The sequence below is a fragment of the Bacillus sp. JH7 genome (genome assembly GCF_001563515.1).
Lineage (GTDB): Bacteria > Bacillota > Bacilli > Bacillales > Bacillaceae_G > Bacillus_A > Bacillus_A cereus.
Genome location: NZ_LPUS01000001.1, coordinates 3,055,425 through 3,081,447 on the forward strand (window position 1 = coordinate 3,055,425; position 26,023 = coordinate 3,081,447).

A 26,023-nucleotide genomic window follows, 5' to 3' on the forward strand; every position below is an offset into this window, starting at 1 on the left:
GAATCACCATCTTATTGAAATACTTTCTTAAATTGTTTCCCTATTTCATCTTGCTCTTTCTCAACTGTTTTCCAATCAATATTTAATACTGGAATCTCTTCTACATTTGGTCTATTTTCAGCTTTTATATCTGTTCTACCAGGCAATAAATACGCTTTAGAAACTTGTTTTTGTACATCATCGGATAATAAATAATCAATAAACTCTTTTGCACCTTCAACATTTTTACTATCCTTCATAATCCCCGCTGCACGTGGGCTAATAACTGTTCCGCTTTTTGGATATACGATATCAACAGGTTCACCCTTTGCTTTTGCGCTATACGTCATATAATCAACACCCGCAATGACCATATCTTTCGCACCTGTTACAACTGGGTCTAACGCTTCCTGGTTTGCTCCTGCTAATGTAACTTCATTTTTCTTAAGCTGCTCAAATAAATTCCATCCATCTTGTCCATTCTTTTTCACGTATCCTGTTACAAAGTCTAAAGCTGAACCTGAAAGTGCTGGATCTGGAAGATTCACTTTCCCTTTCCATTCTCCTTTCGTTATATCGCTCCAATCTTCAGGCGCCGTCTTCACATTTTTTGTATTGTATACAATCCCTAATGCTGAAGCACTATACCCGAAATAATGGCCTTTATCATCTGACCATTCAGAACGCAGCTTATCAGCTTGTTTCGCCTCTTTATAAGCTAACGTTTGACCCTCTTTCTTTAATCCTTCCATCGCTGGTAAGGAAGCGAGTACGACAACGTCAACGACTGGATTTTTCTTTTCAGCTTCCATTCTCGCTAAAATTTTACCAGTTGTCCCTTGAAACATTTCCACCTTTATACCAGTTTTCTTTTCAAAGTCTTTTTGAATTTTTTCTGCTAACCCTTTTGGCCCTGCACTATATACAACAATTTTCTTTTCATTCATATTTTTACTTTTTGCATCTGCATTACCTGTCTTTGAACTACAACCTGTTACTACAGTAGAAAATAGTAAAGTACATACAAATAAAGACTTAAGCGAACTGAATTTCTTCATACGATTCTCCCCCTATATGATGAATACATTTTTTGGGTACATATAACGATACTGGTTTCCCGATGCTTAGCTTACTATTGTGATAGGCTGTCCAGATGCCTAAAGTCCCCATATTTACTTTCACTTCATAACGCTCTCCTACGTATGTAACGTGCTGAATTTCACCTGTATACATTTCGCACACATCATTTTTTGTCCAACTCACATGCTCTGGACGAATCATTTTTTCACCCTCTACAAGCCAATTCGCCTTACCAACAAATTTGGCAACAAATTCATGAGACGGTTTCACATAAATATCTTCCGGTGTTCCTTTTTGTAATACTTCTCCTTGTTTCATGACAATAATTTGGTCTGACATTGACATTGCTTCTGTTTGATCGTGAGTGACATACAGTGCAGTTAAACCAATGGAATGAACGATATCCATAAGCTCTATTCTCATTTCTTCTCGCAAAATTGCATCGAGTGCACTTAGCGGTTCATCAAACAAAATAAAATGAGGTTTTGTTACAATTGCTCTAGCGAATGCGACACGTTGTTGCTGTCCACCAGAAAGTTCGTGTGGATACCTTTTCTCCATACCTTGCAGGCGAACTCGCTTTATCGCATCCTCTACTTTTTCTCGTAAATGATTCGTTTGCTTTGTAGCTCTTAAACCAAATGCAACATTTTCAAAAACAGTCATGTGCGGCCATAAAGCAAAATCTTGAAATACCATACCGATATTCCGTTCATGAGGAGATGTCTTTATCTTTTTTGTAGCAGAATACATGCACTGGTCTCCAAAATATATTTCTCCCTTATCCGGTTCTTCAAGTCCTGCTATCATTCTAAGTAAAGTCGTTTTCCCACATCCCGAAGGTCCTAAAAGTGTAGTGAATTCCCCTTTTTTCATTACAATCTGCAACGGCTTTAACGCTTGTGTTTTTCCAAATGTTTTTTCTAATCCATTAATTTTAATATCCATCGTCTCACCTCTCTCCCCTCATTCTTAACCTGCTTTCATTCTATATGGAAGATTTATACTGAATGTTAATGCACTGTAAAGATTAAATTAAAAAACTTCTAATAAACTATTTATTTCTATAGATTTTTTCTATAGTTAAAATAAAAAAGGCGGCAATTCATAATGAATCTCTTAAAATTAGAAATTGTAGTACTTATTAAGAAATACCAAAAGCTTACAATCGTTGCAGAAAAACTTGGCGTTAAACAACCAACTATTACTTTTCATATAAAAAGCTTAGAAGAAGAACTCGGTGTGTCTTTATTCGAATTACGTTCTGGAAGGTATTTCTTAACAGAGGCTGGTGAGGCTTTGCACCATTATGCTTGTAAAATAGATGCACTTATGAAAGAAGCTAGACGTGTCACGCAAGAGTTTAAAGATTTTCATAAAGGTGCTATAACAATTGGCGCTAGTTATGTACCAGCGACTTATCTTTTGCCAGCAGTCGTTCATCAATTTCAATGTGAATTTCCCAATATAAAAATAACGCTACTAGTGAAAACAGCCCCTGAAATTCGAATGATGCTACAAAATCACGAAATCGATCTTGGGATAATTTCCGCTGCTCCATTTGATGAACCACTTTTAAAACAAACGAATATAATGCCCGATACACTTGTTCTTGCCTTTTCCAAAGAACATCATTTTTCAAAAAAAGACAATGTATCGTTACAAAATATAGAAAAGGAACGCATACTATTGCATCGTAACCCATCTACAACGAGAGATTTACTTACACAATGGACGTTAGCGCACAACATTACATTCCAATCAGAAATTGAATTAGATTCATTAGAAACGATGAAACAAATTTTAAAATATGGTAATGGAATTGCCTTGATTTCTAAACTTGCTATCGAACAAGAAATACAACGAAATGAGATATGCTATATACCAATCCCTGAATTTGAATTTCAGCGTAATATTTATACGATTCATCATGAGGACAGATGGAATTCTAAAATCATTTCTTTTTTATTACAGAGCATCACTTCATTTGCAACAAAAAATTAAAAGGCTGTCGTTATGCACGACAGCCTTTTAAACTATAAATCTATTTATTTTTCTTTGCCTCAATTTTCGCTTGCGCCTCTTCAGCCTTATCTAATGCTTCTGATACTTTCTTCTCTTTTTCTTTCACTTCATCTATACTATCGACAGCTTTAATAATTTTATCGATTCCTTCTTCTTCTACCTTTCTACGCTTTGCCACTCTTTCATTTACTTTCTCTTCCACATCTTTTGCTTTTTGAAGCATATTCTCTGCATTTGATGTTACAGCTTTTTCAAGTGCATCGTCTTTTTTCATTTGTAACACTTCATTTGCAATGTCTTTCGCTTCTAAATACTTACCGTCTTTTAATGCTGTTGCTCCGTGATCCATTTTCTCGGCCATTTCTTTATATGATTTCGCTTCATTCCCGGATTTCTCTTTTTCTGCTTTTTCAAACCACATTGTTGCATCACTATATTTTTCATCTTTCAATGATTGCATACCTGTTTCAATATATGTGTCATAATTGCTACATCCAGCCATTACGACTAATAGAAAAAGCATAACAAAACTTAATTTTTTCATGCTGTTGTCTCCTTTTCTTTGCAAGCTCACTTTACTTTAACATACATGAAAAAGAGTTTCAAAAACTAAAATACTAATTTAGTCATTTTTATAATGATAAGTCAAATTTTTATTATTTTCTTATTTTCAAGCGGACACATCTAGTTGTTTTTTCGCCATATGTTGCTTTACTCCAACTAATACAACTAACAATAAACCTCCACCTATTGTCATCATAACAATGCTAGTTGGCAACATATCTAATAGTAGTCCATATACAATCATACCAAGTGGTGCGATTGCAGTCGCAATTGTTTCAAGTAGGCCAAACACACGCCCTAGGTAGCTCGGATCTGTCGTTTTTTGCATATGTACTTGCATTGGAATGTTTACAATCATAATTGCTATACCAGTTAACATCATAAAAGCAATATAGTAAATAAAACTTGCTACTTTTGGAATGATAACTAACAACGGAAAGACTGTACATAAACTTAAACCTGCAAACAAAAACAGTCCAGTATAAATTGAACGAAACGGATTATTCACTTCTTTACGCACCGATAAAGCAATCGCACCAATTAACATCCCGACTGCTAACATTCCCTCTACAATACCAAGTTGCTTTGAAGATAAATGTAATGTATGTACGATAATGTATGGAAGTGCAACGGTTAGACCACACGCAAAAAAGTTTACCCACAATGCTATTTTCATTAAACCATATATTTCATGTTTTCGTTTTATATATGAAAAACCTTCTTTTATACTCGTCAAGAAATGCTCTTTACTCTCAGCCACTTCTTTTTTATATAAATCAAATACAATAAATAATTGCAAAATAACTGCTAAAAAGAATGTAATGCTATTCAACAAAAAGAACGACTGAATTGAAAAGAAACCAAATACAACTCCGCCAATAATCGGCCCTAAAATATTTGATAAAGAAGCCGCCGTTTGATTTAAAGCACTCGCTTTTTGAATACGTCCTTCATCTACTAAACTCGGAATAGACGAAGTTAATGCAACGGAATAAAAACTTGCACAAATTGATAATAATGCTGCTGAAATATAAATAAAAAGAAGTGATGGTCCAAATATAGTAGCAAGAATAAACATACTAAGCATCGTTAAACTACTTAATAAATCAGTACCAATGACAAGCCATTTTCGATTGACGCGATCTGCTACAGCACCAGCAATTGGACCACAGATCATCCTTGGAAGTGATCCGCAAACGAGCGTAGTTGCAAACCCCATCCCTGAACCAGTAGTCTTTAATACGTATAACCCCATTGCGAACGTATAAATACTTGCGCCTAATAAAGACGTCATTTTTCCAATCATCATTAAAATGATGTTTCTCGTTGCAATCTTCATTCTTGAATCATGTTGTCCTATACTTATATCTCCCATTTTTGACTCTCTCCCCTTAAAAGTTAAATTGTGTTAAACTTATTATATAATCAATTTTCCGATTTCCACAACATAAAGTTAAATATAATTTAACTTTTTAAATATAAAGGAGCAATAATATGGCAACTCTCGGCGAAAAAATTAAAACATTAAGAAAAGAAAAAAAGCTTACACAAACAGAGCTGGTAGGTTCGGAACTGACAAAAAGTATGCTTAGTCAAATTGAAAATGGAAAAGCTACACCTTCTATGAAAACATTACAATATATTGCTGAAAAACTTGAATGTAAAATGAGCTTTTTATTAGAAGAAGATGAAGGAGAAATTGTAGAACTCATTCAAAAAATGGAGCCATTAATAAAAGCAAATAAATGCGATGAAGTATACAAGACTTTACTACCTATCGTTCAAACAGAGCTACCTTCTACTTTAAATACAGCTCGCTTATATAAACAGTTCCTAACAGGAGCAGTTATTATGAACGATTATCATATTGAATATTACGTTGAAACTGCTGTTTCTATATTTGAAAAATATACTTTATATCGAGAAAGCACTGAAACGAAACTACTGTTTTACTATATGCTCTTCAAACGTAAAAAATATAAAGAATGTTTACAGATGATTGCTACAATTCGTGATGAATATAAAGCAAAGAATTTAGAAATGGATCTGATTACACATATACAACTATACTTAAAAGAAGCCATTATTTTACTCGCATACGGCAATTATGAAAAATGTGAAAAAGTCATTTTAGATGCACTTGCATTTTCAAAAAAGCATCAAGTGTATTATAAAACAGATGAATTTTACCGGATTTTATCTTACCAAAAAGTCATTACAGCTGATAAAGAACAATATTTATATTACATAAAAAAATCTGAGCAATTTGCCATTTTTACAGAAGATATTCTATCCATCGCAATTATTGATATTTTAAAAGCATACTATTACAACACAATTACTAATGAATATACAATCGCATTAAAACATCTAGAACAATTTCGAGAAAAACTAAAAGATGAACCAATCTTTCAAGACGATGGATTATATTATCTTGAAAAAGGAAAATCTTTGTATGGCTTAAAACGTTATAAGGAAGCTTTGGCAATATTAAAACACGCTACCATACCAGATTATATGAGTCATCCACTTGATCAATCGTGGGTATTAACAGCTGGGTCTTATCGTGCCCTTTGCTATATAGAACTTCAAGATAAAAAATCTGCCTTAAAAGAGGCAAAAGAAGCCGTTCAAGCAATAGATAGCTATCCTGATTCCATCTTCACTTCATTTATTAAAGAAATATTACAAATAATACAAAAACTTTAAGAATGTCTCTAAATGGTATATTATTCCTCTTTTTTAGCAAAGATAATAATGATGGGAGGAATATAAATGAATATACAACGTGCAATAGAGCTTTCTATGTCAGCAGAACAAGCCAATGTCAATTTTCAAGGCATGCCTGTTATGATTCAACACGTCGATGAAAGCAATGAAACCGCCCGCATATATGAAGTAAAAAACCCAGGACGCGAATTAACTGTTCCAGTTAATAGCTTAGAGGAAATATAAGAAATGCCACTTCTCTTTTGAAGTGGCATTTTTCTTCTTTCAGATTACTTATTATAAAGTTCTTCAATCCTTTATTTTACATGAGCTAAAAAAATAAGAATTTTCTACTTCTTTTCTTTTTGTGACCTGCTAAAATACAAACTATGGATTAATTATTTGTACTATACATTAAGGGGGAAAAATAATGGCATCTAATTTAGAAAAAAACAAGCCTTATTATGCAGTTATATTCACTTCTAATTTATCAAATAATACAACTGACTATAATACCGTTGCCGAAGAAATGGAGAAACTTGCAAAGCAACAATCTGGATTTTTAGGTGTAGAAAGTGCACGAGGTAATTCTGGACTCGGAATAACAATTTCTTATTGGGAATCACTTGATGCGATTGAAAATTGGAAGAAGAACACCTTACATAAAGAAGCGAAAAAAAGAGGTCGTGAGCAATGGTATGAAAACTTCCATCTGCGTATTTGCCTTGTTGAGAAAGAATTTAAGTTTCATAGAGGTAATTTATAACTATGAAGGAAAAATTAGCTCTCGTTATTGTTCATGAAATATATGGTGTGAACGACCATATGCATCACGTTACCCAGCACTTTACTTCATCTCATATAGATGTATTCTGTCCTAATCTTCTACAATCACAACACGCATTTCATTATCGTGATGAAGAAAAAGCATATGAACATTTTGTAAATCATATTGGATTTGATGATGGAAAAAAGCAAATTGAAGAATTCATTTCCCATCTTTCTAGTAGTTATACACATATTGGACTTATCGGCTTTAGTGTTGGAGCTACCATCTCATGGCTATGTAGTAACAATCCGAAAATAGATTTTATTATCGGATGTTACGGTTCTCGTATACGCGACTATGTTCACATAAAGCCTACATGCTCTACATTACTTATATTCCCTGAAAAAGAGGCTAGTTTTTCAGTATCCTCTTTAATTCACACATTGCAGCAACAAAAGAATCCTTTATTAGAAATAAAACAACTACACGGTGAACATGGATTTCTAAATCCGTACACTGAAAAATATAACGGGCACTCTACAAAACAAGCATACAATTTAATAGATTCATTTCTTGTAAAGTGAAACTTCAATCAGTGGGGGGGTTCATCCCCCACCTAATCTCTTTTCTTACGTTGAGTTTTAAGGTGTGGGTCTTACTGCCCATACGTGATAAAAACAATCTTATACAGGAGACTCAAAATGACGCTGACATTACTCTTACTTGTTTTCATACTCATTGCCTTTATCTCAGCGCTAACTATCATTTTTATAACCGTAAAAAAAGGAGGATTTTTCAACCGCCCCTACTTACAATCTATTATCGTTTGCCTTTTATTTTTTACTAATTGGATCTTATATGTAATAACTTTTTATTCGTTACTTCCCGAGAAAATTAGTGAGTTCCTATTCCTACCCATTTGGTTTTTCCTTTGTATTTTAGGTTTTATAACTTTCTGGCGTGAATGGGGAAATAATCGTGTATTCTCCATATGTATCGGTTTTCTTTCCTTGACTAGTTTTTTATTTGGATTATTGTTGTTAGTTCTTTCCGGGATGTAATAGAAGAAGGAAGAAAAGCTAACGTTCAACTTTTCTTCCTTCTATGTTTACCTTTAGTTTTCACTGTCACTGATTCACAAGGTGTATAATATATTTGAGGTGTCGCCTTATCAACAAACATCATAAACGTAATAAAGCCGATAATAAAGAAAATAAATAACGTTAACAAAATTGCTCCTATCGTTAAAAGTATCATAACACCACCCCTATATTTTTTATGTTATTACACTTTTCGCTATGATATGAGTGTAATCCTTTTTAGAAAAGAAAACGTAACAAAATAATCACAATCACTCCCGTTAATACTGTACCTAATAAACTACGAGTATATATCGCTACAAGAAATGTTGGAATTGCTGCAATAAGATAATCCCACTGCATCGTTTCATGCATAAATAAAACTTGTGCTAAAAGCGCTGCTAATATCGCAATTGGTATGTAATTTAACCATTTTAAACCCCAGTCAGGAATTTGTAGTTTGCTAAATACGAGTAGAGGTAAAATACGTGGCACGATTGTAACAGCTCCTGCTGCTAGTAAAAGTAATAATACATCTAATCTCATTTCCATTTTTCAATCAACACTCCAATCGTCGCAGCTAGTAAGGTTGCGATAATAACCGCTATACTATCTGGCATAAATAGGTGTGAAACGTATGCGATAATAATCGCTACAATTGCAACACTTAAATGAATTGCTAGTTTCGGTTTACTACTTATGAGCTGAAGTACAAATAATCCGATAAACATTGCTGGTAATGCATAATCCATCCCGTATGTATGTGGATCTGGTATCCACTCACCAAATAGCCCGCCGATAATAGTAGCAAGAATCCAGTTTAAATAAGCCGTTACATTTAGCCCAATCATCCATCTTTCGCCTAAATATCCTTTTTGCGCTGCATGCTGCACTGCAACACCGAACGTTTCATCTGTAATTTGAGAACCGATTAGTAAGTTTTTAAATAGAGGCAGTTTCATAAAGTATGGTGCAAGTGCAGCACTCATAAGAAGGTGGCGCAAGTTAACAAAAAATACAGTAAAAATAATTGCGGAAGCAGGAGCACCGGCTGCATACATACCAGCTAATATAAATTGGGCAGAACCTGCATAAATTAAAGTGGACATAAACGCAATTTCAATGATGGAGAAACCAGCTGTTTTTGCAATTACACCAGCTGCTATACCGATACTCAAGTAACCAAATACAGTTGGTAAACAATCTTTTACTCCTTGCTGAAATGTATCGTCACTCTGCAAAGCTACATGTGCCTGAGCTTTACTCATCTCTATCATCCTCCATTCCTTCTAAAGTTCGTTTTCCTGTTACGACATGAACTAAATCTATATTTTCACGCCATAACGTATCTAACTTATCAGCTCCAAATTCCTTTGTGATTTCTTCAACCATAATATCGTGCCGCACATACTCTGTAGCAACGAGAACTAGCGCTGGGTCATACGTTGTAACGGCCCATGAAGTGCTATCATTTGAGAAGTTCGCAATTAATACTTCCTCTCCATCACGAGCAATAACAGTTAAATGACCACCCATTCTCTTTTCAACAACGTGGGGCGTCATATAATTATGATGAAACGTCGCTCCTATTTTTGTTTCTGGAGCTCCAAATAAGATTGAAAATATATGTACGCCTTCCTCTTCCTTTTGATGAATGTATGGTTCAATTTCATGCACTTGTTCTTCCCATACAGAAACCCATAACTCTTCCTTAGCTCTACTAATTATATTGCATATTTCTTTCAAAACACGATCATTTGAACGAATATGCGAAATTACATCTATTTGTCGCTCTTGTTCTAAACAATTTAATTTCTCATCTAAAAATTCAAAGGACTTTTCAAAGTCTTTTCGCATTCGATTCATTAATTCGGTAGCTGGTACTGGTACATATTTAACTGGTTCAGAAGGTACAATATGCACCGCTCCTTTATCCATTAACTTACCGAGTACCTCGTAAATCATAGAACGAGGTACTCCTGTTTGTTTACTTACTTCATAGCCTGTTACTGGGGAATGTTTTAACAATCCAATATACGCTTTACATTCATATTGGGAAAATCCTAACTTTTGTAATTCCTTTATAATTTCATCCATCGGTAACCCCTCACACTCTAAATCGCTCTTACTTCAAAACGACGATTTTGCTTCCCTTTACTTTTTACTTTATCAATAACAAGTGTTCCTATTTCACTCGTATTTTTCACATGTGTGCCTCCACAAGCTTGTTCGTCTAAATTTTCAATTGTAACAATGCGGATTTCTTGGATAGTAGTTGGCAGGAGATTTATTGCTGTTTTAATCATTCCTACAGCATTTTCTGCTTCTTCGCGGCTCATATAACGAGTGGAAATTTCTTTATTTTGCTTAATAAGTTTATTCACTTCCTCAACAATTTCTTCTACTTCCACGCTCGATAACTCTTGTAACTCATTAAAGTCGATACGTGCTTTATCAGGATAAATTTGATTTCCGGTGCATAGAGCTCCATACTTTTCATAAACAACAGCTCCGATAAGATGCAGTAAAGAGTGATGACGCATTAAATTATGACGTCTTTCCCAATTTATCTCTAATTTAACTGGACCTAACTTTACTTGAGCTTCATCTTTTATATAGTGAACTATTTCTCCTTGCTCCTTCTTTACTTTTTCAACTTCAAATACAGACCCATCTTGTACAATGACACCCGTATCACATTCCTGTCCTCCACCAGTTGGATAAAAAACTGTTTCTTTTACAAATACTTTATTCCCCTCTACTCTTATCACTTCTGTTTCGCAACTCGTTTTGTATGCATCTTCTAAATATAATGCCGTTGTCATACTCTCACCTCTTTAGTAGTTATAGTTATACCTACTAATATAAAAAAGAAACTCCGTGAAGTCAATTGATAATTCTGAAATTTAAAATTAATAAAAGACTCCTTTATTAGGAGTCCACTATCTCAATATTTCATTCGCTTCTTTTTCATAAATTTTATCAAATGACGTCATAACGCGCTGTGATGCTTGAATCATCTTTTGATCTGTCATAAGATCTGCCATCTCTTTCGTCATATCTACATTTGAATTTTCTAGCATATGATTTTTTACTATTCCTGTTCCGTTCGGTAAATTAGCAATGTTTCCTTCTGCTAGTGTAAAGCTTTTGTTCTCTCTTTGCACAAGACGAGCATTCGTTTCGGCATCTACTGTTTTTGTTTGCAAACGAGCAATATTATTTTGTGTTACCTCATCATATAATGTACCATCTGCTTGTACAGCAACCTTTGCTCCTTCTGGAATACGAATACGCTCATTATTCTCTCCCATTACGAAAGCACCTGAAGATGTTTGTAAATATCGATCACTATTTAATGTGAAACTACCATCTCTCGTTAAAAACGTTTCATCATTTTTAGAAGTAACAAAAAATGATGTTGTGCCGGCCGCGCCGTCATCTAAAAAGAAATCTGTAGCGCTATTTGTCATTTGTATATTTCCTTGTACTAAATTCACATGCGTTGCAGCTGGTACTACAGCGTAATCAACCGAACCGATATTTGTTACCGCCCCATCTCCGCGGCGATATGTGTCTTGTACATCAAATACTTTAGACGTCATATTTTCTGCTTTAAATCCTGTCGTTTGAGCATTTGCAACGTTATTCGAATGAACATTAATGCGCTGCATGTAATTCATCATGCCCATAGAACCTATATAAAGACCGTTCATATTCGTTTGAATAAGGCAAGCGCCTTATTCTTCACCTCTTTTCTACGATGTTTGTAACATTTGTTTTGCTAAATGTTCAGCTGTAGCGATATGTATATTTTTCTTTATGTCTTGGCCATCTGTCATTAATACAATAGGAGCTGATGATACTGCTGGAATTTTCAACAATTCGCCACTACTTGCTGTTTCATCAAATTTCGTAAACACAATACCATCTATATGAATATCTTTAAAGTTTGTAATAATTTCAATCATATCTTTACTTTTCATTGAAGCTGATAACGTTAAACAAATATAATCTGGTTCTACTTGTCCCATCGTTTCAATCATTTCTTCCACTGTTTCTGACGTACGATAATTTTTCCCTGCTGTATCAATTAAAATATAATCGACGCGTGCTTCTTCTTTAAAATACGTAAGCGCTCTTGTCATTGCAGCTTCATCACGCACAGCAATTACTTCAGATCCAATTGTCTTTACGTTATCTTGCAATTGCTGCACTGTCCCTATGCGCGAATGATCGGTCGTTATAAAACCAACTGTTTTTTTCTTACCGTGAAATTGCCATGCCATTTTCGCAAGTGTCGTCGTTTTACCAACGCCAGTTGGACCTATTAATGCAATTGTTTGTACTTCTTTTTCAAAGACGTTTTCCGTATTAAAATGAGATTTCATATCTTCCAATATGTACCTGATAACTTCTTCTTCCGTAATCATCGTTGCATTTTCAAACTTTATTTTTAACTTTTCAGCATATGCATGAATGAAATATTGTTCCACATCGTTTTGTTCTAGCATCCGAATTACTTTTTGAATAATAAACGGTACAGATTCTTGATTTTCTTTCTTTGGAGCTACTTCTTCTTTCTTTACTGGAACGACTTGTTTCACAACTTTTTTCTTTTTCGTTACTTCCGTTTCTTTCATCGGTTTCACAACGACGATTCCTTTTTCAAACAGCTTTAATAGTTTCTCTTTTTTTCTTGCCCATTCTTCACTATTTCCTGTTTGCATCGCCGCGTATGACATAGAAGTCGTTACGTTTTCTAAATTGTGCAGTACTGATTGAATTCCATTCGCCTTCACAATTTGTTCTGAAGGATCATTCACAACATCCATTAATTGTTCATGAAATTGAGCTGTACCTTCATTCACTTCTTCCTGTTTTTCTTCTGGAAATGCAACTAACATTTCATAATCCTTTTTCCAAAAAAACGGTATATTTCGTTTTACACTTTCATCGACAACGTAATAATAATCTGTACCATATTGGTCAAATAACTTTCGATACAATTCATTTTTCGAAGCTGCTTTTATTCGCATTAACGCTTCTTTCTTTTCTGTACTTTCCATTACTTCACCCCCTACTATTCAATATAGGCAATTTGATCCACAACAATTTCTGGTGCTAATTCACTAATACAAAGTACTTGTGCTTCCACTTGATAACGTTCTAGCAGTCTTACAATCGCAAATCTAAAATCTTTTCTACGTGTTAATAACACTGGTTCTCTTCCCATTAAACGTGCTTGCTTAAAGACGCGCTGCACTTGCTCAACGACACGTGTTTCTAAATCTAAATCCCAGTTTAATAAGTAACCTTGATATGAATTATTCACAACATCCGCATCTAACTCGATTGAATCAGAGAAGAGCGCTGCATATATTTTTCCGTCCGGATTTTTCGCATTTTCACAAATAACTTTTGAAATACATTCACGAACAAATGATGTTACACCATCCACGTGGTTTTGATAAATTTCTTTGCCGTCAATAATACCTTCAATAATTGTTGGTAAATCACGAATAGAAATACCTTCTTTTAGAAGTTGTTTAATAACATTTTGAACAAGTGATAAATCAATTTCTTTTTTCTTAATCTCTTCTAATAGAACGCCATTATCATTTTCAAGCGAGTTAATTAAGTCTTTTACATGTTGGCGCTGAATTAATTCATGAAGATTACGTCTAACGACAACATCTAAATGTGTAATTAATATGCTAAGTGGCTCTAATACTTGATAGCCTTTCATTTGTGCATCTTGCACCATATGCTCTAAAATCCAATATCCATCTTCACCGAAAATTGGATCTTTCGCTGGCTCTGCATCTAAATCAGCCATTACATTCGGTGTTTTCAGTGCTAATAAATAACCTGATTTTAAAACACCTTCAGCCGCCTTCGCACCTTTAATTCGAATAATGTAACGTCCGCGTGGTCTAAAGCTCGTATTATCTTTAAAGTTAATTCCAGGAACGTTAATACCGAGGTCAGTAATAATTGACTTCCTCATAAGAACAACTTTATCACGAGCTGTTTCCCCGTTAATTTTCTGCTTTACAAGTGCTGCTAAATCTAAACCGAGTTCTACTATAATTGGATATTTATCCGTAAATACTCCAAATGAATCTTCTACTTGTTGCAGTTGCTCATCTTCGCCTTGGATCATTTCTATTTCTTTTTGAAGCTCGTCTTCTTTTTCTTTCTTTATTCGATTTTTATTACGAATGCCCAAGAAGATAATTGTTCCGCCAACGAGTGCGAATGGTAGAAACGGTAGCGGAGTAAAAATACCCATTGCGATAAATAAACCACCGAGCGCATATACAACGACTTCATGCGCTAATAACTCTTTAAAGATACCTTCTGTTACTGTATCCGGTGAACCGTCAAATACACGAGTTACGATAATACCAGTTGAAATCGCAAGCATAAGCGATCCAATTTGGTTTACGATTCCGTCACCGACAGTTAACTGTGTATAATGAAGAGCCGCATCTGCAAAGCTCATCCCTTGCTGCATCATTCCGACAATTAAACCGAAAATAATGTTTACGAATAAAATGACAATCCCGAAAATAACGTCCCCTTTAATGAACTTTCCGGCACCATCCATCGCCCCGTAAAACTCTGTTTCCATATTTAATTTTTTTCGTTTTGCTTGTGCATCTTTTTCTGAAATAATACGCTGGTTTAAATCAGCATCGATAGACATTTGTTTCCCTGGTAAAGAATCAAGTGTAAAACGAGCTGCTACTTCAGCTGTACGAGACGCACCGTTTGCAACGATAAACTGAAATATGATTAATACTGTAAAAATAACGATACCAATTAATAAGTTTCCGCCAATTACGAACTGGCCGAACTCTTCAATAACATGACCTGCATTTCCGTCTGTCAAAATCGCTCGCGTCGTCGAAACGTTAATCGATACGCGGAAAATCCCGATTAATAACAACATCGTTGGAAATGACTTTAATTCATCCCACTCGTTAATACTTGTCGCTCGCATATAAATAAGTACTGACATACTTAGTAGAAAAACGATAATGATATCAAGTATAAATGGTGGAAGTGGAATTAAGAGCGCCACTACGAATGACGCTGCTAAAAAGATAGAAAAATAGGTTCTTGCAGAATCTATCTTAAACAAAGAGATCTCCTCCAAACGCGCTATTATACTTCAAGTTCATTCGTCTGAATTAAATAGCGCATAACTTCAATTACAGCTACATATAAATCTTCTGGAATCGTCTCATCTTCCTCGACTTGATAATATAAAGAACGAGCAAGCGGACGGTTTTCCACCATTGGTATTTCTTGTTCACGGGCAAGCGTTCGTATATATAATGCGAGCTCATCTTCCCCTTTTGCAACGACAATTGGTGCTGCATCAACGTGTTTATTGTAACGAAGTACGACCGAAATATGAGTCGGGTTGTTTACAATAAACGTTGCGCCATCCATCTTCTTCGCAATTGTTCCTTGCAAGATTGCATGCATAAAGTTTTTTCGTTTCCCTTTTACTTGCGGGTCCCCTTCATTATCTTTATGCTCTTGTTTCACTTCTTCTTTTTTCATCTTAATATCTTGCTCGTACTCCCATTTTTGATAAATGAAATCAATAATAGAAAGAACGATTAAAATAATTAAAATTGCTAAGAAAATAAATTTAATTTGCCTAATAATTTCAGTAAGTGACGCAGTCCAGTTAAATCCAATCATGCTCACGATTTTCTCTAAATTCTTTTTAAAAAGAACGTAAGCGACGTAACCGATTAATCCCATATAAAACAGTGATTTCAAAATATCTACTAAGCTTTTACGACTAAACAGTCTCGTAAAATAGTTTTTTGGATTAATTCGTGACGCTTTCGGCTTAATAACTTTAGAAGAAAATAGGAAGCCGACTTGAATCATATAATTGAATAAATGAAAAGCGTATACGAGTATTAATATTGGAGCCGATACTTTTAGTAATAAAATCCCCATTAAATAAAAATACTCGGTTGAATCTGTATTTTTTCCAATTTGATTAAACAGCACCGATACGGAATTCGCAATCTCAAACCCTAGCCAATCTCCGAAGAAATAAACGACAACTGCTAATACGAGAATGGAAAATAAATTATTTAAATCTTTACTCCGGGCAATATTCCCTTCTTCACGCGATTTTTTACGCTTCTGCGGGGTGGCCTTTTCTGTTTTATTATCCTTTGCCATGCGCGTCCCCCTACTTCGTTAAGAAAAAGTTAAATAGTTTCGTATACTCTTCAAGTAATACATCCGTCATATTTTTAAACACATAACCGAGCATCGGTACACTCATCGCAATAAACAAAATACCGCACGTAATTTTAATTACGTATGCATTCATAAAAACGTTTAATTGCGGAGCGTTTTTTGCAATTAAAATAAGAACAAAGTTAATAATGAATAAACTTCCCATGAGCGGAAGAGCAATTTCAACCGCTGATGTGATCGCAAATAATAGCGTTGCGAGTAGACTATCTAAAAAACTAGTCGTCAGCAATTTTGAAATCGCCTCTGTATATTGAAACGACTTTAAAATCGTGGCAACGAAATAATTAATGCCGCCAAGTGAAATAAAAATAATGAGAAAAAATATATCAAAAATGGTTGATAGTAAAGTAGACTGTGAGCCCGCATTTACATCAAACAAACTTGCTTGTGATAAACCGATATCAAAGTCTAAAATATGCCCGGCCATTTTTGGAATGTTCCACAGCATTTCTACAATTTTTGAAAGTGATAATCCAATTACAATTTGCGTTCCTGCATAAGCTGCAACGTCCCAAACTGTCTTGATGTGAGAGACATCCACTTGATCAGCCACTGTAATTGAAAGAGCAAGTCCAACTGTAACCTTCGCCATTGCTGGAATGGATCGTCCTGAGAAAAACGGTAAAAAATATAAAAATGAAGTAATGCGGCAAAACGCAAAAAACGTTGCCGCCCATAATTCCATATTCATTTCAGTTCACCTATCTTAGTACGAACGCAATAGCGATGGGATTTTATCAAATAAATCTAAAATAAGTGTCGTTAACTCTTGGAACATCCACGGACCTAAAATGATAATAACGAGGACAATACTCGCCATTTTCGGTAAAAACGTCAGCGTTTGCTCTTGAATTTGCATCATCGCCATAATGACAGCGATGATAATAACGACAATCATACTTACGCCGGCAACCGGCATTAAAATCATAACCCCTTTATAAAAAAAGGTTTGAAAAATATCTATAATTGGTGACGTATTCATTTATATGACTCCTATCACATAGCATCAAACGCTTCAGGCGACCGTTTTAAACATAATGTCGACGATTTTTGTATATCCACCTAAATATACGAAAACGAGTATCTTAAACGGTAAACTTAAAATCATCGGCGGTACCATCATCATCCCGAGGTACATCAAAAGTGTACTAATAATCAAATCTATAAATACAAACGCTAAATAAATGAACATCCCTGTTAGTAAACCTTTTTGAATTTGCGTTAACGTAAAGGATGGTACGAGCGTAAATAGTGAAAGATCTTTCAAATCTTTCGGCAACTCTTCTCCGCGTACTTTCAGCATCATTTTTAAATCATGCTTATACGTATGCTTTGACATATATTCTTTCATAATAGGAGCTGTCGTTTCCGCAGCTTGACTTACTGTTATTTTCTCTTTCGTCATCGGATCCCACACATCGCTCTTCAGTTGCCCGAGTACAGGCTGCATCGTAAAGAGTGATAAAAATAATGCAAGTCCAACAAGCACTTGGTTTGGTGGTAAATTCATTACCCCAAGTCCTTGACGTGTAATCCCTAGAACGATCATAAAATAAGTAAAATGTGTAAATAATAGAACGATAGAAGAAGATAATGATAAAAGGGTAACGAGCGCAAATAGTTGTACACTTGAATTACTCGTAAACTCTTTCCCATTTTCGAAATTAATAAAACCGTTCGGGGCTGCATACGCTGGATTTACAAAAATAATTGAAAAAACGATAGAAAATACGAAAATAACGGCTAATAATGATAACTGTTTCTTTATTCTCATGATGGATCCTCTACTTTTTTCGTTTCACTCTTCACCGCGTCTTCTAGTGCTTGTTGAAACTGATTTCCTGTTCCGGTTAATTGCACAGACTGCACACCGTTATTACTAATAACAGTGAACACTTGCTTGCCGTCCACTTCAAATAAAAAGGCACTCGTTTGATGATTTAAATAAACGCCGTCTTTTACTTGTATATGGCCATTTTCACCCTGCTTAAAAAACTGCTGTTTGCGCGTCTTTTTCGTCATATAATATGCACCGTAGCCGAGCGCACCAAACAGTAAAACGACTTGAAATAAGGTCGTCATATACGACATATGACTCCTCCTCTACTCTTTATCTTGCATTTGACTTTGCGCTTTCATAAGCGCCGCTTGTTTCTTATCAGCTTCAATTTCAGAAATGATAATACCGAATTTCTCGTCCATTACGATTGCTTCACCGATGCCGACTTTCATATTACTTAAATACACATCTACTTTATGTCCTAAGTTTTTCTCTACTTCCAGAACATCGCCCACTTTTAACTGCTTTACATCACCAAGTGTAATAGATGACTTTCCAAGCTTTACACCAAGTTCAATCGAAATATCTGAGACAGTATCAATATGTGCTTTACCTGCTTCATTTCGCTTTCCTGCAAAATCTTCTAATCCCATTAATGACACAGGAGATACTTCATGCTTCATATGGATCCTCCTACTCTACAAAACTTTTAAATAGGAGCGCCTTACGCGTTCCATCTTTTCCAATAAAACAATTAAATTTATGCTTTCCATCTACATAACCAAGTAATTCATCCGAAACTTTCGTATGAAGCGGAATAATATCGCCTTCTTCAATTTGTTCAATTTCACTCATTGTCATTTTCTGCTCACCAATTGCAACGTGAACAGGTTTGTACACTTGATTTACTTTCACTTCCACTTCAGACGTATACTTTTTACGCTTGTCTGAAGAATGTTCGACAATATTTTCAGACGTTAACTTATCCATAATTTCTTCAACAGATAAGAATGGAATTCCGATACGCACCGTCGTATTCCAAAAATCTGTTTTCATATTTACGTTAAGTAATGAAATGATATCGCTCGCTGTCGTAATCTTTAATGCATTCGGATCTGTTTCCGTCGTTACAAATTTCGGTTCAATCGCAACAACACTTTCAAATGATTGCTCTAAATTTTTACAAAGAAGCAAGAATATATTATCAAGCGTTAAAAACTCAAACGCTGTTAACGGTCTGCGCATCGTAAAGTTACGCTTACTATCTCCGCCAAGCCAACATTCATGAATATAAATAACGAATGCTAAATCAATCTCAATAACAATTTCTCCAAGCTCTGGTAAACCGAGATCAATTACGCAATATAAATAATAATCTTTCGGCATTTTCTCCACATATTCACTCGTAAATGGAACTTGCTCAACTGTTGAAGGTTCTAGTTCAATTGGAATACGCATACGCGCTGATAACGTCTGTGACGTCTGCTTTCCAAACGTAGAAGCAATCGCTTGCAAACTACGTAAATGCTCAACACCGAACTTCTCTGGTCTATTAAAATCATACTCTTGAAATTTCTCTTGCTTTCCTGCTTCTTGTGCGAAAGCTGGCATTTCCTCGCCTTCATTTACCGCCTTCAGCAGGGCATCAATTTGCTCTTGGCTTAATTTTTCGCCACTCATGACAATCCCCTTCCCTACCTTTTCAATTCAACGATTTCAACGTACATCTTTCCATTCTTCGTCAAAATCTTTCCGGTTCCAATCTCTTCATTCTCAAGCATAAGACGCACCGTATTTTTCGTTGAATTTTCAAGACGATACAATGTACCTTTCGTAATATGAAGCAGATCTTCAATTTTCTTTTTCGTATTTCCGATTTCAAAATAAATTGTTAACGGAATATCATCTTGTAATTTCAAATCTAGCCAACTCCCATATCATGTTCACGAAAATTTCATGTTCTCTCTATATATGAAACTTCTTATTTTGAAACGTCGATATTTAATATTTTTTTAATATATCCTTGCGTTTCTTTAAATGGCGGTACGCCTCCGTACTTTCTCACATTACCAGGACCAGCATTATAAGAAGCAAGCGCCAATACTAAGTCGCCGTTATTTTTCTTTAAATAACCGCTTAACTCTTTCACGCCACCTTCAATACTTTCAGCTGGTGAAAAGGGATTCTTCACACCCATCTCCTTCACATTCGCTGGCATAAGCTGCATAAGTCCCATCGCACCGGCATGTGACACCGTTTTCGGATTAAAATTAGACTCTACCTCAATCATTTTTTGAATTAACGTTTTCGGAATTCCATATGTACGACTTACACGATCAATAATATCCTCATACTTCCCTTCATTGGAAGAACGTATTTTTTGAATATTATACTTCTTCGTTAATCCCCACGTATCAGCAGCCTCATTTTTCGTTTCTGGGAAACGTCGTTCAAACTCTTTTTGCGCAACTTGCACTTCATCTGCTTCCTTCGTTTCACCCTTTTCTTCGGGCTTACTCGCTTCATCTACTTTTTTCGTTTCACCCTTTTCTTCGAGCTTACTCGCTTCATCTACTTTATTAATAGATTGTTCCGGCTTATTAACAACCGTTTCTATTTTCGTAGATTGTACCGGCTGACTCATATCTTCTACTTTTGCCGGTTGCGTAGTAGCCTTCGTCTCCTTCACAGGTTCACTCTGCAACTTTTCTTGAAAACGACTACTAACAAATGCTTGTGGACTACTTAGCTTTTGCTGAATTTGTCCTTTCTTATATGCAAGCACTTCTTTTACTATATTTCCAACTATCATAATATCACCTTTTCGGTAAACAAAGATAATCTAATATTAGAGTTTTTTTTTAAAGTTTGCAATAATCCTTTTGATAATATTGTAATAAAAAAATGAACAAATAGGAAATTATCATTTTTTTATATTCATTAATTACAATTATTCGTTGACACGATATATACCAAGGATTACAATTAATCTCGAAATTGATTTTTTTGCATATTTACGTTTAACAATTAACAGAAAAATCAATATAAAAAAATGGGGGTTTCTTAACATGAGAATTAATACAAACATTAACAGCATGCGTACGCAAGAGTACATGCGACAAAACCAAGACAAAATGAATACTGCGATGAATCGTTTATCTAGCGGTAAATCTATTAACAGTGCAGCTGACGATGCGGCTGGTTTAGCTATCGCTACTCGTATGCGTGCAAAAGAAGGCGGATTAAACGTCGGAGCACGTAACACGCAAGACGCTATGTCTGCTTTACGTACTGGTGACGCTGCTTTGGGATCTATTTCTAACATCTTACTTCGTATGCGTGACCTTGCTACACAGGCTTCTAACGGTACGAATAACACTGAAGATACTGCTTCTTTAAACAAAGAATACGAAGCATTAAAAAGTGAAATTGATCATATCGCTGACAAAACATCTTTCAATGGTATTAAATTCTTAAGTACTGATAAGGGTGGTGCGGCTGATATCAAAGTTCAACTTTCTGATGCTTCTGGCGATACAATGACAATTGACTCTCTGAATGCAAAAACAATTACAACTGGTACTTTAACTACTTTAGCAGATAGAGCCACTGCTGAAACTGAAATAACAAAACTGGACACTGCAATTCAAAAAATTGCTGATGAAAGAGCAACTTTCGGTTCTCAATTAAACCGTTTAGACCATAACTTAAACAACGTAACAAGCCAAGCTACTAACATGGCTTCAGCTGCTTCTCAAATCGAAGACGCTGACATGGCGAAAGAAATGTCTGAAATGACTAAGTTCAAAATCTTGAATGAAGCTGGTATCAGCATGCTTTCTCAAGCAAACCAAACTCCACAAATGGTTTCTAAATTATTACAATAAGCCATTTGAGTTAGTTTCCTGAATAAACCTCTCTGCTTGCGGAGAGGTTTATTTTTTATAAAAACTTCTTTTTTTTGATGGAAGAGAGCATCTGCGGTGCATAGAAGCGGTTAGTGCTTATCTTGATCCCCTCTTATGCTAAAACACAAATAGCAAATAAGCATAAGCCTTTTTATCTTTTCATGACCTTTTATTAGCTTTAGAACACTGACTATATCAATCTATAAGGAGTGTCTATTATGCGTATTGGTACGAATGTTTTAAGTATGAATGCTAGGCAGTCGTTGTATGAGAATGAGAAATGTATGAATGTGTCAATGGAGCATTTGGCGACTGGTAAGAAGTTAAACTATGCTTCTGATAATCCCGCTAATATTGCAATTGTGACTCGAATGCATGTGAGAGCAAGTGGTATGCGCGTGGCGATTCGTAATAATAAGGATGCGATATCAATGCTTCGCACGGCAGAAGCTGCCCTTCAAACTGTGACGAATATTTTGCAGCATATGCGTGATTTAGCTGTTCAATCCTCAAACGGTACAAATTCAAATGAAAATCGTAATTCGCTGAATAAAGAGTTTCAGTCTTTAACAGAAGAAATTGGCTATATTGTCGAGACGACTGAGTTTAATGATTTATCCGTATTTGACGGTCAAAACCGTCCTATTACATTAGACGATATCGGTCATACGGTACATATGACGAAACAAATTCCCCCTTCCCCTACACAACATGACATCAAGATTTCAACAGAACAAGAAGCAAGAGCAGCGATCCTTAAAATTGAAGATGCTTTGCAAAGTGTGTCACTTCATCGTGCCGACCTTGGTGCTATGATAAATCGTTTACAATTTAATATTGAAAATTTAAATAGTCAAAGTATGGCGTTAACAGATGCTGCATCTCGAATTGAAGATGCAGACATGGCGCAGGAGATGAGTGATTTTTTAAAGTTCAAATTATTGACTGAAGTTGCACTTAGTATGGTTTCACAAGCGAACCAAATTCCGCAAATGGTCTCTAAACTACTACAATCATAAAAATGAATCTTCCATCTTTGGAACGATTCCATACAAAACAAAAGGGAAATACATATAAACTATGTATCTCCCTTTTATTTTGTACCCAAATTTTATTACTGTGTTACCGTCATAACTTGTCCGCTACGGTCAACCATTATTTTCATTTTTCCGTCTTGTGCATTATATAGCCCAAGTTTATGTAATTCCATTTTACAATCTTGTACGAAAGTTGGTAATTTACGAATTTGATCGATATCAGAACTTGTAATGAAATGAATTAAAAGCTGCGTCATACCTTTAATATCTTGTACAAGCTCTTCTTTCTCTCCTTTTAGCCTTTCATTTTCTAGTTGTAACGACTGCAATTCACCTTCTAGACTACGTGTATTCTTTGCTTCTCTAGAACGCCCTGCTGCCATGCTAGAAAGCTTATAAATACCTTCCATAAACTGATGTAGTTCGTCTTCTTTCCTTTCACTACATTGATTAATTGTTTCAAAGTTATCAACGATACCAGATATAACTGTTACAAGATTTTTTTCATCCTCTTTATGCTGAATTTCACCTTTTAATTCGTACTCGTTTTCTTGTTTTCTTGCAACGATTGTCTCTTTTACTGGTATATATTTTCGCTTTCGTCCTGGTTTTTGTTTTTCAATATTTTCAAACGGTATTTCACGTTTTTTCAATTTATAATACGTATTTTGCAATTGACTTTCTGTTTTTGGAAAAAGATTTAGTTCATTTTTACTTACGTATTTTGAAATATTTAAAATGTTTAAACCATGACGTTGACAAAATTGATACACTTCATACAGTAGCTCTAGTTCAGACTTCAGCCATGTAATTGCTGATTTTTCATATGCTCGCACCCCGCCATTTTTTTCTATATCTATTTGAAATAATACCATTCTATTATGTAAATCAACTAATTCTTCATACTTTACTTGGAATTCTTTTTCTATTTTTTTAAATTCCACCTCTAGTTGCATATCGTTCATTTTATTATTTGACATGTTTTGCAAAAGACCTAATACATTAATTGCTGTGTGGTGATACATAATCTGTGCCACTCCCCCTCATCCTTTCACAATTCTCATCTGACTCCCATGTCTTTTAAGAAAATAGCAATTTTTACATATCCATATTATAACAGTTCGAAATTATCTGTCAAATAATAAACATACAAAAATGTATAGAAAGTATAAAAATTTGGAAAATGTTTTTTTATTAATATGCAAAATTGCATATTAATTACATTTAATTATATTATATGGTATTTTGAATGTTTTTTCACCGAAAAAATTTGCGTTACCACGAAATATTACTAAAATAACAATCGAAAATACGTTTGCTTATATTTTTAAATCAAAAATCTCTAAATAAAGATTATTCACACATACAGCGACAAACACCCAAGAAACCTTTCATTTTTCTACCAGCTTAAAGTATAGAATACTAAAAAGGAATTAGCCATATGTAGCATTGGCTAATTCCTTCCTCTATCTAACAGAATAGAGTTATAAACCCAGTCTTCAAATCCTCAATCAAAGTCTCACTTCTTCTTACCTAAAACTACTTCATACCTCTGAACTCACATCGCATGAGACTCTATTAAGCACTGAAAACTTCCTTACATAAGTAGTTCCTCTATTCCTACTAAATAGAAAAATGTTATACGCCAGCTCTTCTACTTACCTATAACCACTCCATATCTCTGGTCTCAACATCGCATAGGGCTCTATTAAGCACCGACCGCTCAACACTTAGCTAGAGCTTCTATTCCGGCTAAATAGAAGCTTTTAAAGCACTAACTTATCAACTAAACCAATTAGCTCTTGAATATCTGGCTTACTTACTTGAGCATTTGCTCCTACAGCTTCACCTTTATGGAATAATTCATTTGTAATTAATGAAGAGAAAATAATGACTGGTAAACGATTCATTACTTCACTATCCTTAACCACTTTCGTTAAATGATGTCCATCCATTTTTGGCATTTCAATATCCGTAATTAGCAAGTGAATATGTTCAAACATTTTTTCGCCTTGCTCTTTCGCTAATTTTTCAATTTGTGCTAACGCTTCTGCACCATTGCTGAAGAAGTTCATTTTCGTATATCCAGCTGATGATAATGTTTCTTCTAATATTTGGCGAAGCATCGCTGAATCTTCTGCAATGTAAATTACTTTTTCAGCTCGATCTGTTTTTTGTTCTAACCCTGCAATTGATTTATTGTCATAACCAGTGCCGCTAATTTCACATACAATCTTTTCATAATCTAATAATAAGATGATTTTTCCATCTAGTTTTACAATACCAGATGTCGTTTCTTCTAGTCCCATAGATAATGAAGCTGGTTCATCAATTTGTTCCCACGAAATACGTTGAATACGATGCACTTCATCAACGCGGAAAATAACTTTCATTTGGTTTAATTCTGAGATGATAAATTTCGTTTGATCAAGTGGCTTTGTTGACTTTAAATTAAGAGCCATTGCCAAGTTAATAACAGGTAAAATTTCACCACGTACTTGAACAACACCTTCAACTGCATGATGAGATTCTGGCACAGTTGTAACAGGAAATGGATTAATGATTTCACGTACTTTCATAACATTAATACTAAATAGGTTTTCACCAACAGTGTACGTAACAATCTCTAATTCATTTGTTCCGCTTTCTAATAAAATACTTTGTGCTTGTGACATAAAGGTGTCGCTCCCCTTCCATTAATTCCGTATATCTAATTATTAAGCTTTATAAAAGAGAAAAAGTCAACTACCTATATAAAAAATATAGATAGTCGAACGATTCATTTTATAAAA

31 protein-coding genes are annotated in these 26,023 nt (G+C 34.9%); 8 read left to right on the forward strand and 23 right to left on the reverse strand.

Going from position 1 to position 26,023, the window contains the following annotated elements; all coding sequences use genetic code 11:
• Nucleotides 1-11 precede the first annotated feature (11 nt).
• Together AU379_RS15260 and AU379_RS15265 are read right to left on the reverse strand one after the other, a co-directional pair.
• Entirely contained in the window at nt 12-1,037 is a 1,026-nt protein-coding gene (locus tag AU379_RS15260) for an ABC transporter substrate-binding protein (protein WP_061139461.1), read from the reverse strand.
• A complete protein-coding gene (locus AU379_RS15265) occupies nt 1,015-2,007 on the reverse strand; it encodes an ABC transporter ATP-binding protein (protein ID WP_000351796.1) in 993 nt (330 codons plus the stop codon). Before AU379_RS15265 ends, AU379_RS15260 begins: the two co-directional genes overlap by 23 nt.
• A gap of 162 nt (nt 2,008-2,169) precedes the next feature.
• Here AU379_RS15265 and AU379_RS15270 point away from each other — a divergent pair, with 162 nt between their 5' ends.
• Complete coding sequence (locus AU379_RS15270; RefSeq protein WP_001050632.1) at nt 2,170-3,063, forward strand: LysR family transcriptional regulator; 894 nt, start codon at nt 2,170-2,172, stop codon at nt 3,061-3,063.
• 40 nt (nt 3,064-3,103) lie between these two features.
• Here the strand turns inward: AU379_RS15270 and AU379_RS15275 are convergent, their stop codons facing one another.
• Nucleotides 3,104-3,628 (reverse strand): DUF4398 domain-containing protein, encoded by a 525-nt coding sequence (locus AU379_RS15275; protein ID WP_000736428.1) that lies wholly within the window; start codon nt 3,626-3,628, stop codon nt 3,104-3,106.
• 126 nt (nt 3,629-3,754) lie between these two features.
• On the reverse strand, nt 3,755-5,023 hold the full coding sequence (locus AU379_RS15280; protein ID WP_030024887.1) for an MFS transporter: 1,269 nt from the start codon (nt 5,021-5,023) through the stop codon (nt 3,755-3,757).
• Nucleotides 5,024-5,142: 119 nt separating this feature from the next.
• Between AU379_RS15280 and AU379_RS15285 the strand changes: the two genes are divergently transcribed.
• The 5 genes from AU379_RS15285 to AU379_RS15305 all read left to right on the forward strand — a co-directional run bounded on the left by AU379_RS15285 (nt 5,143) and on the right by AU379_RS15305 (nt 8,187).
• Nucleotides 5,143-6,357, forward strand: coding sequence for a helix-turn-helix transcriptional regulator (locus AU379_RS15285; protein ID WP_061139462.1), 1,215 nt, complete (start codon nt 5,143-5,145; stop codon nt 6,355-6,357).
• A 66-nt stretch (nt 6,358-6,423) separates the two neighbouring features.
• Nucleotides 6,424-6,603, forward strand: coding sequence for an H-type small acid-soluble spore protein (locus AU379_RS15290; RefSeq protein ID WP_001025731.1), 180 nt, complete (start codon nt 6,424-6,426; stop codon nt 6,601-6,603).
• 184 nt (nt 6,604-6,787) lie between these two features.
• Nucleotides 6,788-7,123, forward strand: a complete 336-nt coding sequence (locus AU379_RS15295; protein WP_000157880.1) for an antibiotic biosynthesis monooxygenase — start codon at nt 6,788-6,790, stop codon at nt 7,121-7,123.
• A 2-nt stretch (nt 7,124-7,125) separates the two neighbouring features.
• Nucleotides 7,126-7,710: a dienelactone hydrolase family protein gene (locus tag AU379_RS15300; RefSeq protein ID WP_044584282.1), complete on the forward strand. Its 585-nt coding sequence runs from the start codon at nt 7,126-7,128 to the stop codon at nt 7,708-7,710.
• 117 nt (nt 7,711-7,827) lie between these two features.
• Nucleotides 7,828-8,187, forward strand: a complete 360-nt coding sequence (locus AU379_RS15305) for a hypothetical protein (protein ID WP_044584281.1) — start codon at nt 7,828-7,830, stop codon at nt 8,185-8,187.
• Between the two features lie 25 nt (nt 8,188-8,212).
• Here AU379_RS15305 and AU379_RS15310 read toward each other — a convergent pair whose 3' ends face one another.
• From AU379_RS15310 to AU379_RS15390, 17 genes are all read right to left on the reverse strand, one after another.
• Nucleotides 8,213-8,383 (reverse strand): DUF3951 domain-containing protein, encoded by a 171-nt coding sequence (locus AU379_RS15310; protein ID WP_000602236.1) that lies wholly within the window; start codon nt 8,381-8,383, stop codon nt 8,213-8,215.
• A gap of 62 nt (nt 8,384-8,445) precedes the next feature.
• Nucleotides 8,446-8,757 (reverse strand): AzlD domain-containing protein, encoded by a 312-nt coding sequence (locus AU379_RS15315; RefSeq protein ID WP_000425938.1) that lies wholly within the window; start codon nt 8,755-8,757, stop codon nt 8,446-8,448.
• Entirely contained in the window at nt 8,748-9,473 is a 726-nt protein-coding gene (locus AU379_RS15320; RefSeq protein ID WP_000030474.1) for an AzlC family ABC transporter permease, read from the reverse strand. The genes AU379_RS15315 and AU379_RS15320 overlap by 10 nt, the downstream gene beginning before the upstream one ends.
• Complete coding sequence (locus tag AU379_RS15325; protein WP_000343362.1) at nt 9,466-10,302, reverse strand: helix-turn-helix domain-containing protein; 837 nt, start codon at nt 10,300-10,302, stop codon at nt 9,466-9,468. Before AU379_RS15325 ends, AU379_RS15320 begins: the two co-directional genes overlap by 8 nt.
• A gap of 17 nt (nt 10,303-10,319) precedes the next feature.
• Nucleotides 10,320-11,030, reverse strand: coding sequence for an alanyl-tRNA editing protein (locus tag AU379_RS15330; protein ID WP_000205398.1), 711 nt, complete (start codon nt 11,028-11,030; stop codon nt 10,320-10,322).
• 117 nt (nt 11,031-11,147) lie between these two features.
• Entirely contained in the window at nt 11,148-11,921 is a 774-nt protein-coding gene (locus AU379_RS15335) for a flagellar basal-body rod protein FlgG (protein ID WP_001013934.1), read from the reverse strand.
• A gap of 42 nt (nt 11,922-11,963) precedes the next feature.
• The gene (flhF, locus tag AU379_RS15340; RefSeq protein ID WP_000446169.1) at nt 11,964-13,274 is read right to left on the reverse strand and encodes a flagellar biosynthesis protein FlhF; all 1,311 of its coding nucleotides are present in this window, start codon (nt 13,272-13,274) and stop codon (nt 11,964-11,966) included.
• 14 nt (nt 13,275-13,288) lie between these two features.
• Nucleotides 13,289-15,355, reverse strand: coding sequence for a flagellar biosynthesis protein FlhA (gene flhA, locus AU379_RS15345; protein ID WP_000472534.1), 2,067 nt, complete (start codon nt 15,353-15,355; stop codon nt 13,289-13,291).
• Between the two features lie 23 nt (nt 15,356-15,378).
• On the reverse strand, nt 15,379-16,425 hold the full coding sequence (locus AU379_RS15350; protein WP_001030108.1) for a flagellar type III secretion system protein FlhB: 1,047 nt from the start codon (nt 16,423-16,425) through the stop codon (nt 15,379-15,381).
• A gap of 10 nt (nt 16,426-16,435) precedes the next feature.
• Nucleotides 16,436-17,197 (reverse strand): flagellar biosynthetic protein FliR, encoded by a 762-nt coding sequence (locus AU379_RS15355; RefSeq protein WP_001055718.1) that lies wholly within the window; start codon nt 17,195-17,197, stop codon nt 16,436-16,438.
• A 15-nt stretch (nt 17,198-17,212) separates the two neighbouring features.
• Nucleotides 17,213-17,488 (reverse strand): flagellar biosynthetic protein FliQ, encoded by a 276-nt coding sequence (locus tag AU379_RS15360; protein WP_001098085.1) that lies wholly within the window; start codon nt 17,486-17,488, stop codon nt 17,213-17,215.
• 33 nt (nt 17,489-17,521) lie between these two features.
• Nucleotides 17,522-18,280 carry a flagellar type III secretion system pore protein FliP gene (locus AU379_RS15365; protein WP_001220582.1) on the reverse strand — a complete coding sequence of 253 codons (759 nt, stop codon included), beginning with the start codon at nt 18,278-18,280 and terminating at the stop codon, nt 17,522-17,524.
• Nucleotides 18,277-18,597 carry a hypothetical protein gene (locus AU379_RS15370; protein WP_000121176.1) on the reverse strand — a complete coding sequence of 107 codons (321 nt, stop codon included), beginning with the start codon at nt 18,595-18,597 and terminating at the stop codon, nt 18,277-18,279. Before AU379_RS15370 ends, AU379_RS15365 begins: the two co-directional genes overlap by 4 nt.
• Before the next feature lie 12 nt (nt 18,598-18,609).
• Nucleotides 18,610-18,969, reverse strand: coding sequence for a flagellar motor switch protein FliN (fliN, locus tag AU379_RS15375; RefSeq protein WP_000680010.1), 360 nt, complete (start codon nt 18,967-18,969; stop codon nt 18,610-18,612).
• Between the two features lie 10 nt (nt 18,970-18,979).
• The gene (fliM, locus tag AU379_RS15380) at nt 18,980-19,966 is read right to left on the reverse strand and encodes a flagellar motor switch protein FliM (protein WP_000012360.1); all 987 of its coding nucleotides are present in this window, start codon (nt 19,964-19,966) and stop codon (nt 18,980-18,982) included.
• A 14-nt stretch (nt 19,967-19,980) separates the two neighbouring features.
• Nucleotides 19,981-20,205, reverse strand: coding sequence for a flagellar motor switch protein FliN (locus AU379_RS15385; protein ID WP_000775712.1), 225 nt, complete (start codon nt 20,203-20,205; stop codon nt 19,981-19,983).
• A 62-nt stretch (nt 20,206-20,267) separates the two neighbouring features.
• Nucleotides 20,268-21,098 carry a lytic transglycosylase domain-containing protein gene (locus AU379_RS15390; protein WP_061139463.1) on the reverse strand — a complete coding sequence of 277 codons (831 nt, stop codon included), beginning with the start codon at nt 21,096-21,098 and terminating at the stop codon, nt 20,268-20,270.
• 256 nt (nt 21,099-21,354) lie between these two features.
• Between AU379_RS15390 and AU379_RS15395 the strand changes: the two genes are divergently transcribed.
• Both AU379_RS15395 and AU379_RS15400 read left to right on the forward strand, forming a co-directional pair.
• Nucleotides 21,355-22,173: a flagellin gene (locus AU379_RS15395; protein ID WP_061139464.1), complete on the forward strand. Its 819-nt coding sequence runs from the start codon at nt 21,355-21,357 to the stop codon at nt 22,171-22,173.
• Between the two features lie 239 nt (nt 22,174-22,412).
• On the forward strand, nt 22,413-23,213 hold the full coding sequence (locus tag AU379_RS15400; RefSeq protein ID WP_061139465.1) for a flagellin: 801 nt from the start codon (nt 22,413-22,415) through the stop codon (nt 23,211-23,213).
• A 95-nt stretch (nt 23,214-23,308) separates the two neighbouring features.
• On the opposite strand, the gene AU379_RS15405 is transcribed toward AU379_RS15400, so the two are convergent.
• Nucleotides 23,309-24,256 carry a DNA-binding domain-containing protein gene (locus tag AU379_RS15405; RefSeq protein ID WP_061139466.1) on the reverse strand — a complete coding sequence of 316 codons (948 nt, stop codon included), beginning with the start codon at nt 24,254-24,256 and terminating at the stop codon, nt 23,309-23,311.
• Between the two features lie 741 nt (nt 24,257-24,997).
• The gene (locus AU379_RS15410) at nt 24,998-25,906 is read right to left on the reverse strand and encodes a chemotaxis protein (protein WP_000075943.1); all 909 of its coding nucleotides are present in this window, start codon (nt 25,904-25,906) and stop codon (nt 24,998-25,000) included.
• Between the last annotated feature and the right edge of the window lie 117 nt (nt 25,907-26,023).

Excerpts from the sequence above, each read along its gene's own strand:
- AU379_RS15355 (WP_001055718.1), bottom strand. The coding sequence starts at position 17,197 with ATGAATATGGAATTATGGGCGGCAACGTTTTTTGCGTTTTGCCGCATT.
- AU379_RS15365 (WP_001220582.1), bottom strand. The coding sequence starts at position 18,280 with ATGAGAATAAAGAAACAGTTATCATTATTAGCCGTTATTTTCGTATTT.
- AU379_RS15315 (WP_000425938.1), bottom strand. The coding sequence starts at position 8,757 with ATGGAAATGAGATTAGATGTATTATTACTTTTACTAGCAGCAGGAGCT.
- AU379_RS15275 (WP_000736428.1), bottom strand. The coding sequence starts at position 3,628 with ATGAAAAAATTAAGTTTTGTTATGCTTTTTCTATTAGTCGTAATGGCT.
- fliN (WP_000680010.1), bottom strand. The coding sequence starts at position 18,969 with ATGAAGCATGAAGTATCTCCTGTGTCATTAATGGGATTAGAAGATTTT.
- AU379_RS15280 (WP_030024887.1), bottom strand. The coding sequence starts at position 5,023 with ATGGGAGATATAAGTATAGGACAACATGATTCAAGAATGAAGATTGCA.
- AU379_RS15285 (WP_061139462.1), top strand. The coding sequence starts at position 5,143 with ATGGCAACTCTCGGCGAAAAAATTAAAACATTAAGAAAAGAAAAAAAG.
- AU379_RS15295 (WP_000157880.1), top strand. The coding sequence starts at position 6,788 with ATGGCATCTAATTTAGAAAAAAACAAGCCTTATTATGCAGTTATATTC.
- AU379_RS15390 (WP_061139463.1), bottom strand. The coding sequence starts at position 21,098 with ATGATAGTTGGAAATATAGTAAAAGAAGTGCTTGCATATAAGAAAGGA.
- AU379_RS15300 (WP_044584282.1), top strand. The coding sequence starts at position 7,126 with ATGAAGGAAAAATTAGCTCTCGTTATTGTTCATGAAATATATGGTGTG.
- AU379_RS15265 (WP_000351796.1), bottom strand. The coding sequence starts at position 2,007 with ATGGATATTAAAATTAATGGATTAGAAAAAACATTTGGAAAAACACAA.
- AU379_RS15335 (WP_001013934.1), bottom strand. The coding sequence starts at position 11,921 with ATGAACGGTCTTTATATAGGTTCTATGGGCATGATGAATTACATGCAG.
- AU379_RS15395 (WP_061139464.1), top strand. The coding sequence starts at position 21,355 with ATGAGAATTAATACAAACATTAACAGCATGCGTACGCAAGAGTACATG.
- AU379_RS15400 (WP_061139465.1), top strand. The coding sequence starts at position 22,413 with ATGCGTATTGGTACGAATGTTTTAAGTATGAATGCTAGGCAGTCGTTG.
- AU379_RS15290 (WP_001025731.1), top strand. The coding sequence starts at position 6,424 with ATGAATATACAACGTGCAATAGAGCTTTCTATGTCAGCAGAACAAGCC.
- fliM (WP_000012360.1), bottom strand. The coding sequence starts at position 19,966 with ATGAGTGGCGAAAAATTAAGCCAAGAGCAAATTGATGCCCTGCTGAAG.
- AU379_RS15350 (WP_001030108.1), bottom strand. The coding sequence starts at position 16,425 with ATGGCAAAGGATAATAAAACAGAAAAGGCCACCCCGCAGAAGCGTAAA.
- AU379_RS15320 (WP_000030474.1), bottom strand. The coding sequence starts at position 9,473 with ATGAGTAAAGCTCAGGCACATGTAGCTTTGCAGAGTGACGATACATTT.
- AU379_RS15260 (WP_061139461.1), bottom strand. The coding sequence starts at position 1,037 with ATGAAGAAATTCAGTTCGCTTAAGTCTTTATTTGTATGTACTTTACTA.
- AU379_RS15330 (WP_000205398.1), bottom strand. The coding sequence starts at position 11,030 with ATGACAACGGCATTATATTTAGAAGATGCATACAAAACGAGTTGCGAA.
- AU379_RS15270 (WP_001050632.1), top strand. The coding sequence starts at position 2,170 with ATGAATCTCTTAAAATTAGAAATTGTAGTACTTATTAAGAAATACCAA.
- AU379_RS15310 (WP_000602236.1), bottom strand. The coding sequence starts at position 8,383 with ATGATACTTTTAACGATAGGAGCAATTTTGTTAACGTTATTTATTTTC.
- AU379_RS15410 (WP_000075943.1), bottom strand. The coding sequence starts at position 25,906 with ATGTCACAAGCACAAAGTATTTTATTAGAAAGCGGAACAAATGAATTA.
- AU379_RS15305 (WP_044584281.1), top strand. The coding sequence starts at position 7,828 with ATGACGCTGACATTACTCTTACTTGTTTTCATACTCATTGCCTTTATC.
- AU379_RS15325 (WP_000343362.1), bottom strand. The coding sequence starts at position 10,302 with ATGGATGAAATTATAAAGGAATTACAAAAGTTAGGATTTTCCCAATAT.
- AU379_RS15360 (WP_001098085.1), bottom strand. The coding sequence starts at position 17,488 with ATGAATACGTCACCAATTATAGATATTTTTCAAACCTTTTTTTATAAA.
- AU379_RS15405 (WP_061139466.1), bottom strand. The coding sequence starts at position 24,256 with ATGTATCACCACACAGCAATTAATGTATTAGGTCTTTTGCAAAACATG.
- flhF (WP_000446169.1), bottom strand. The coding sequence starts at position 13,274 with ATGGAAAGTACAGAAAAGAAAGAAGCGTTAATGCGAATAAAAGCAGCT.
- AU379_RS15370 (WP_000121176.1), bottom strand. The coding sequence starts at position 18,597 with ATGTCGTATATGACGACCTTATTTCAAGTCGTTTTACTGTTTGGTGCG.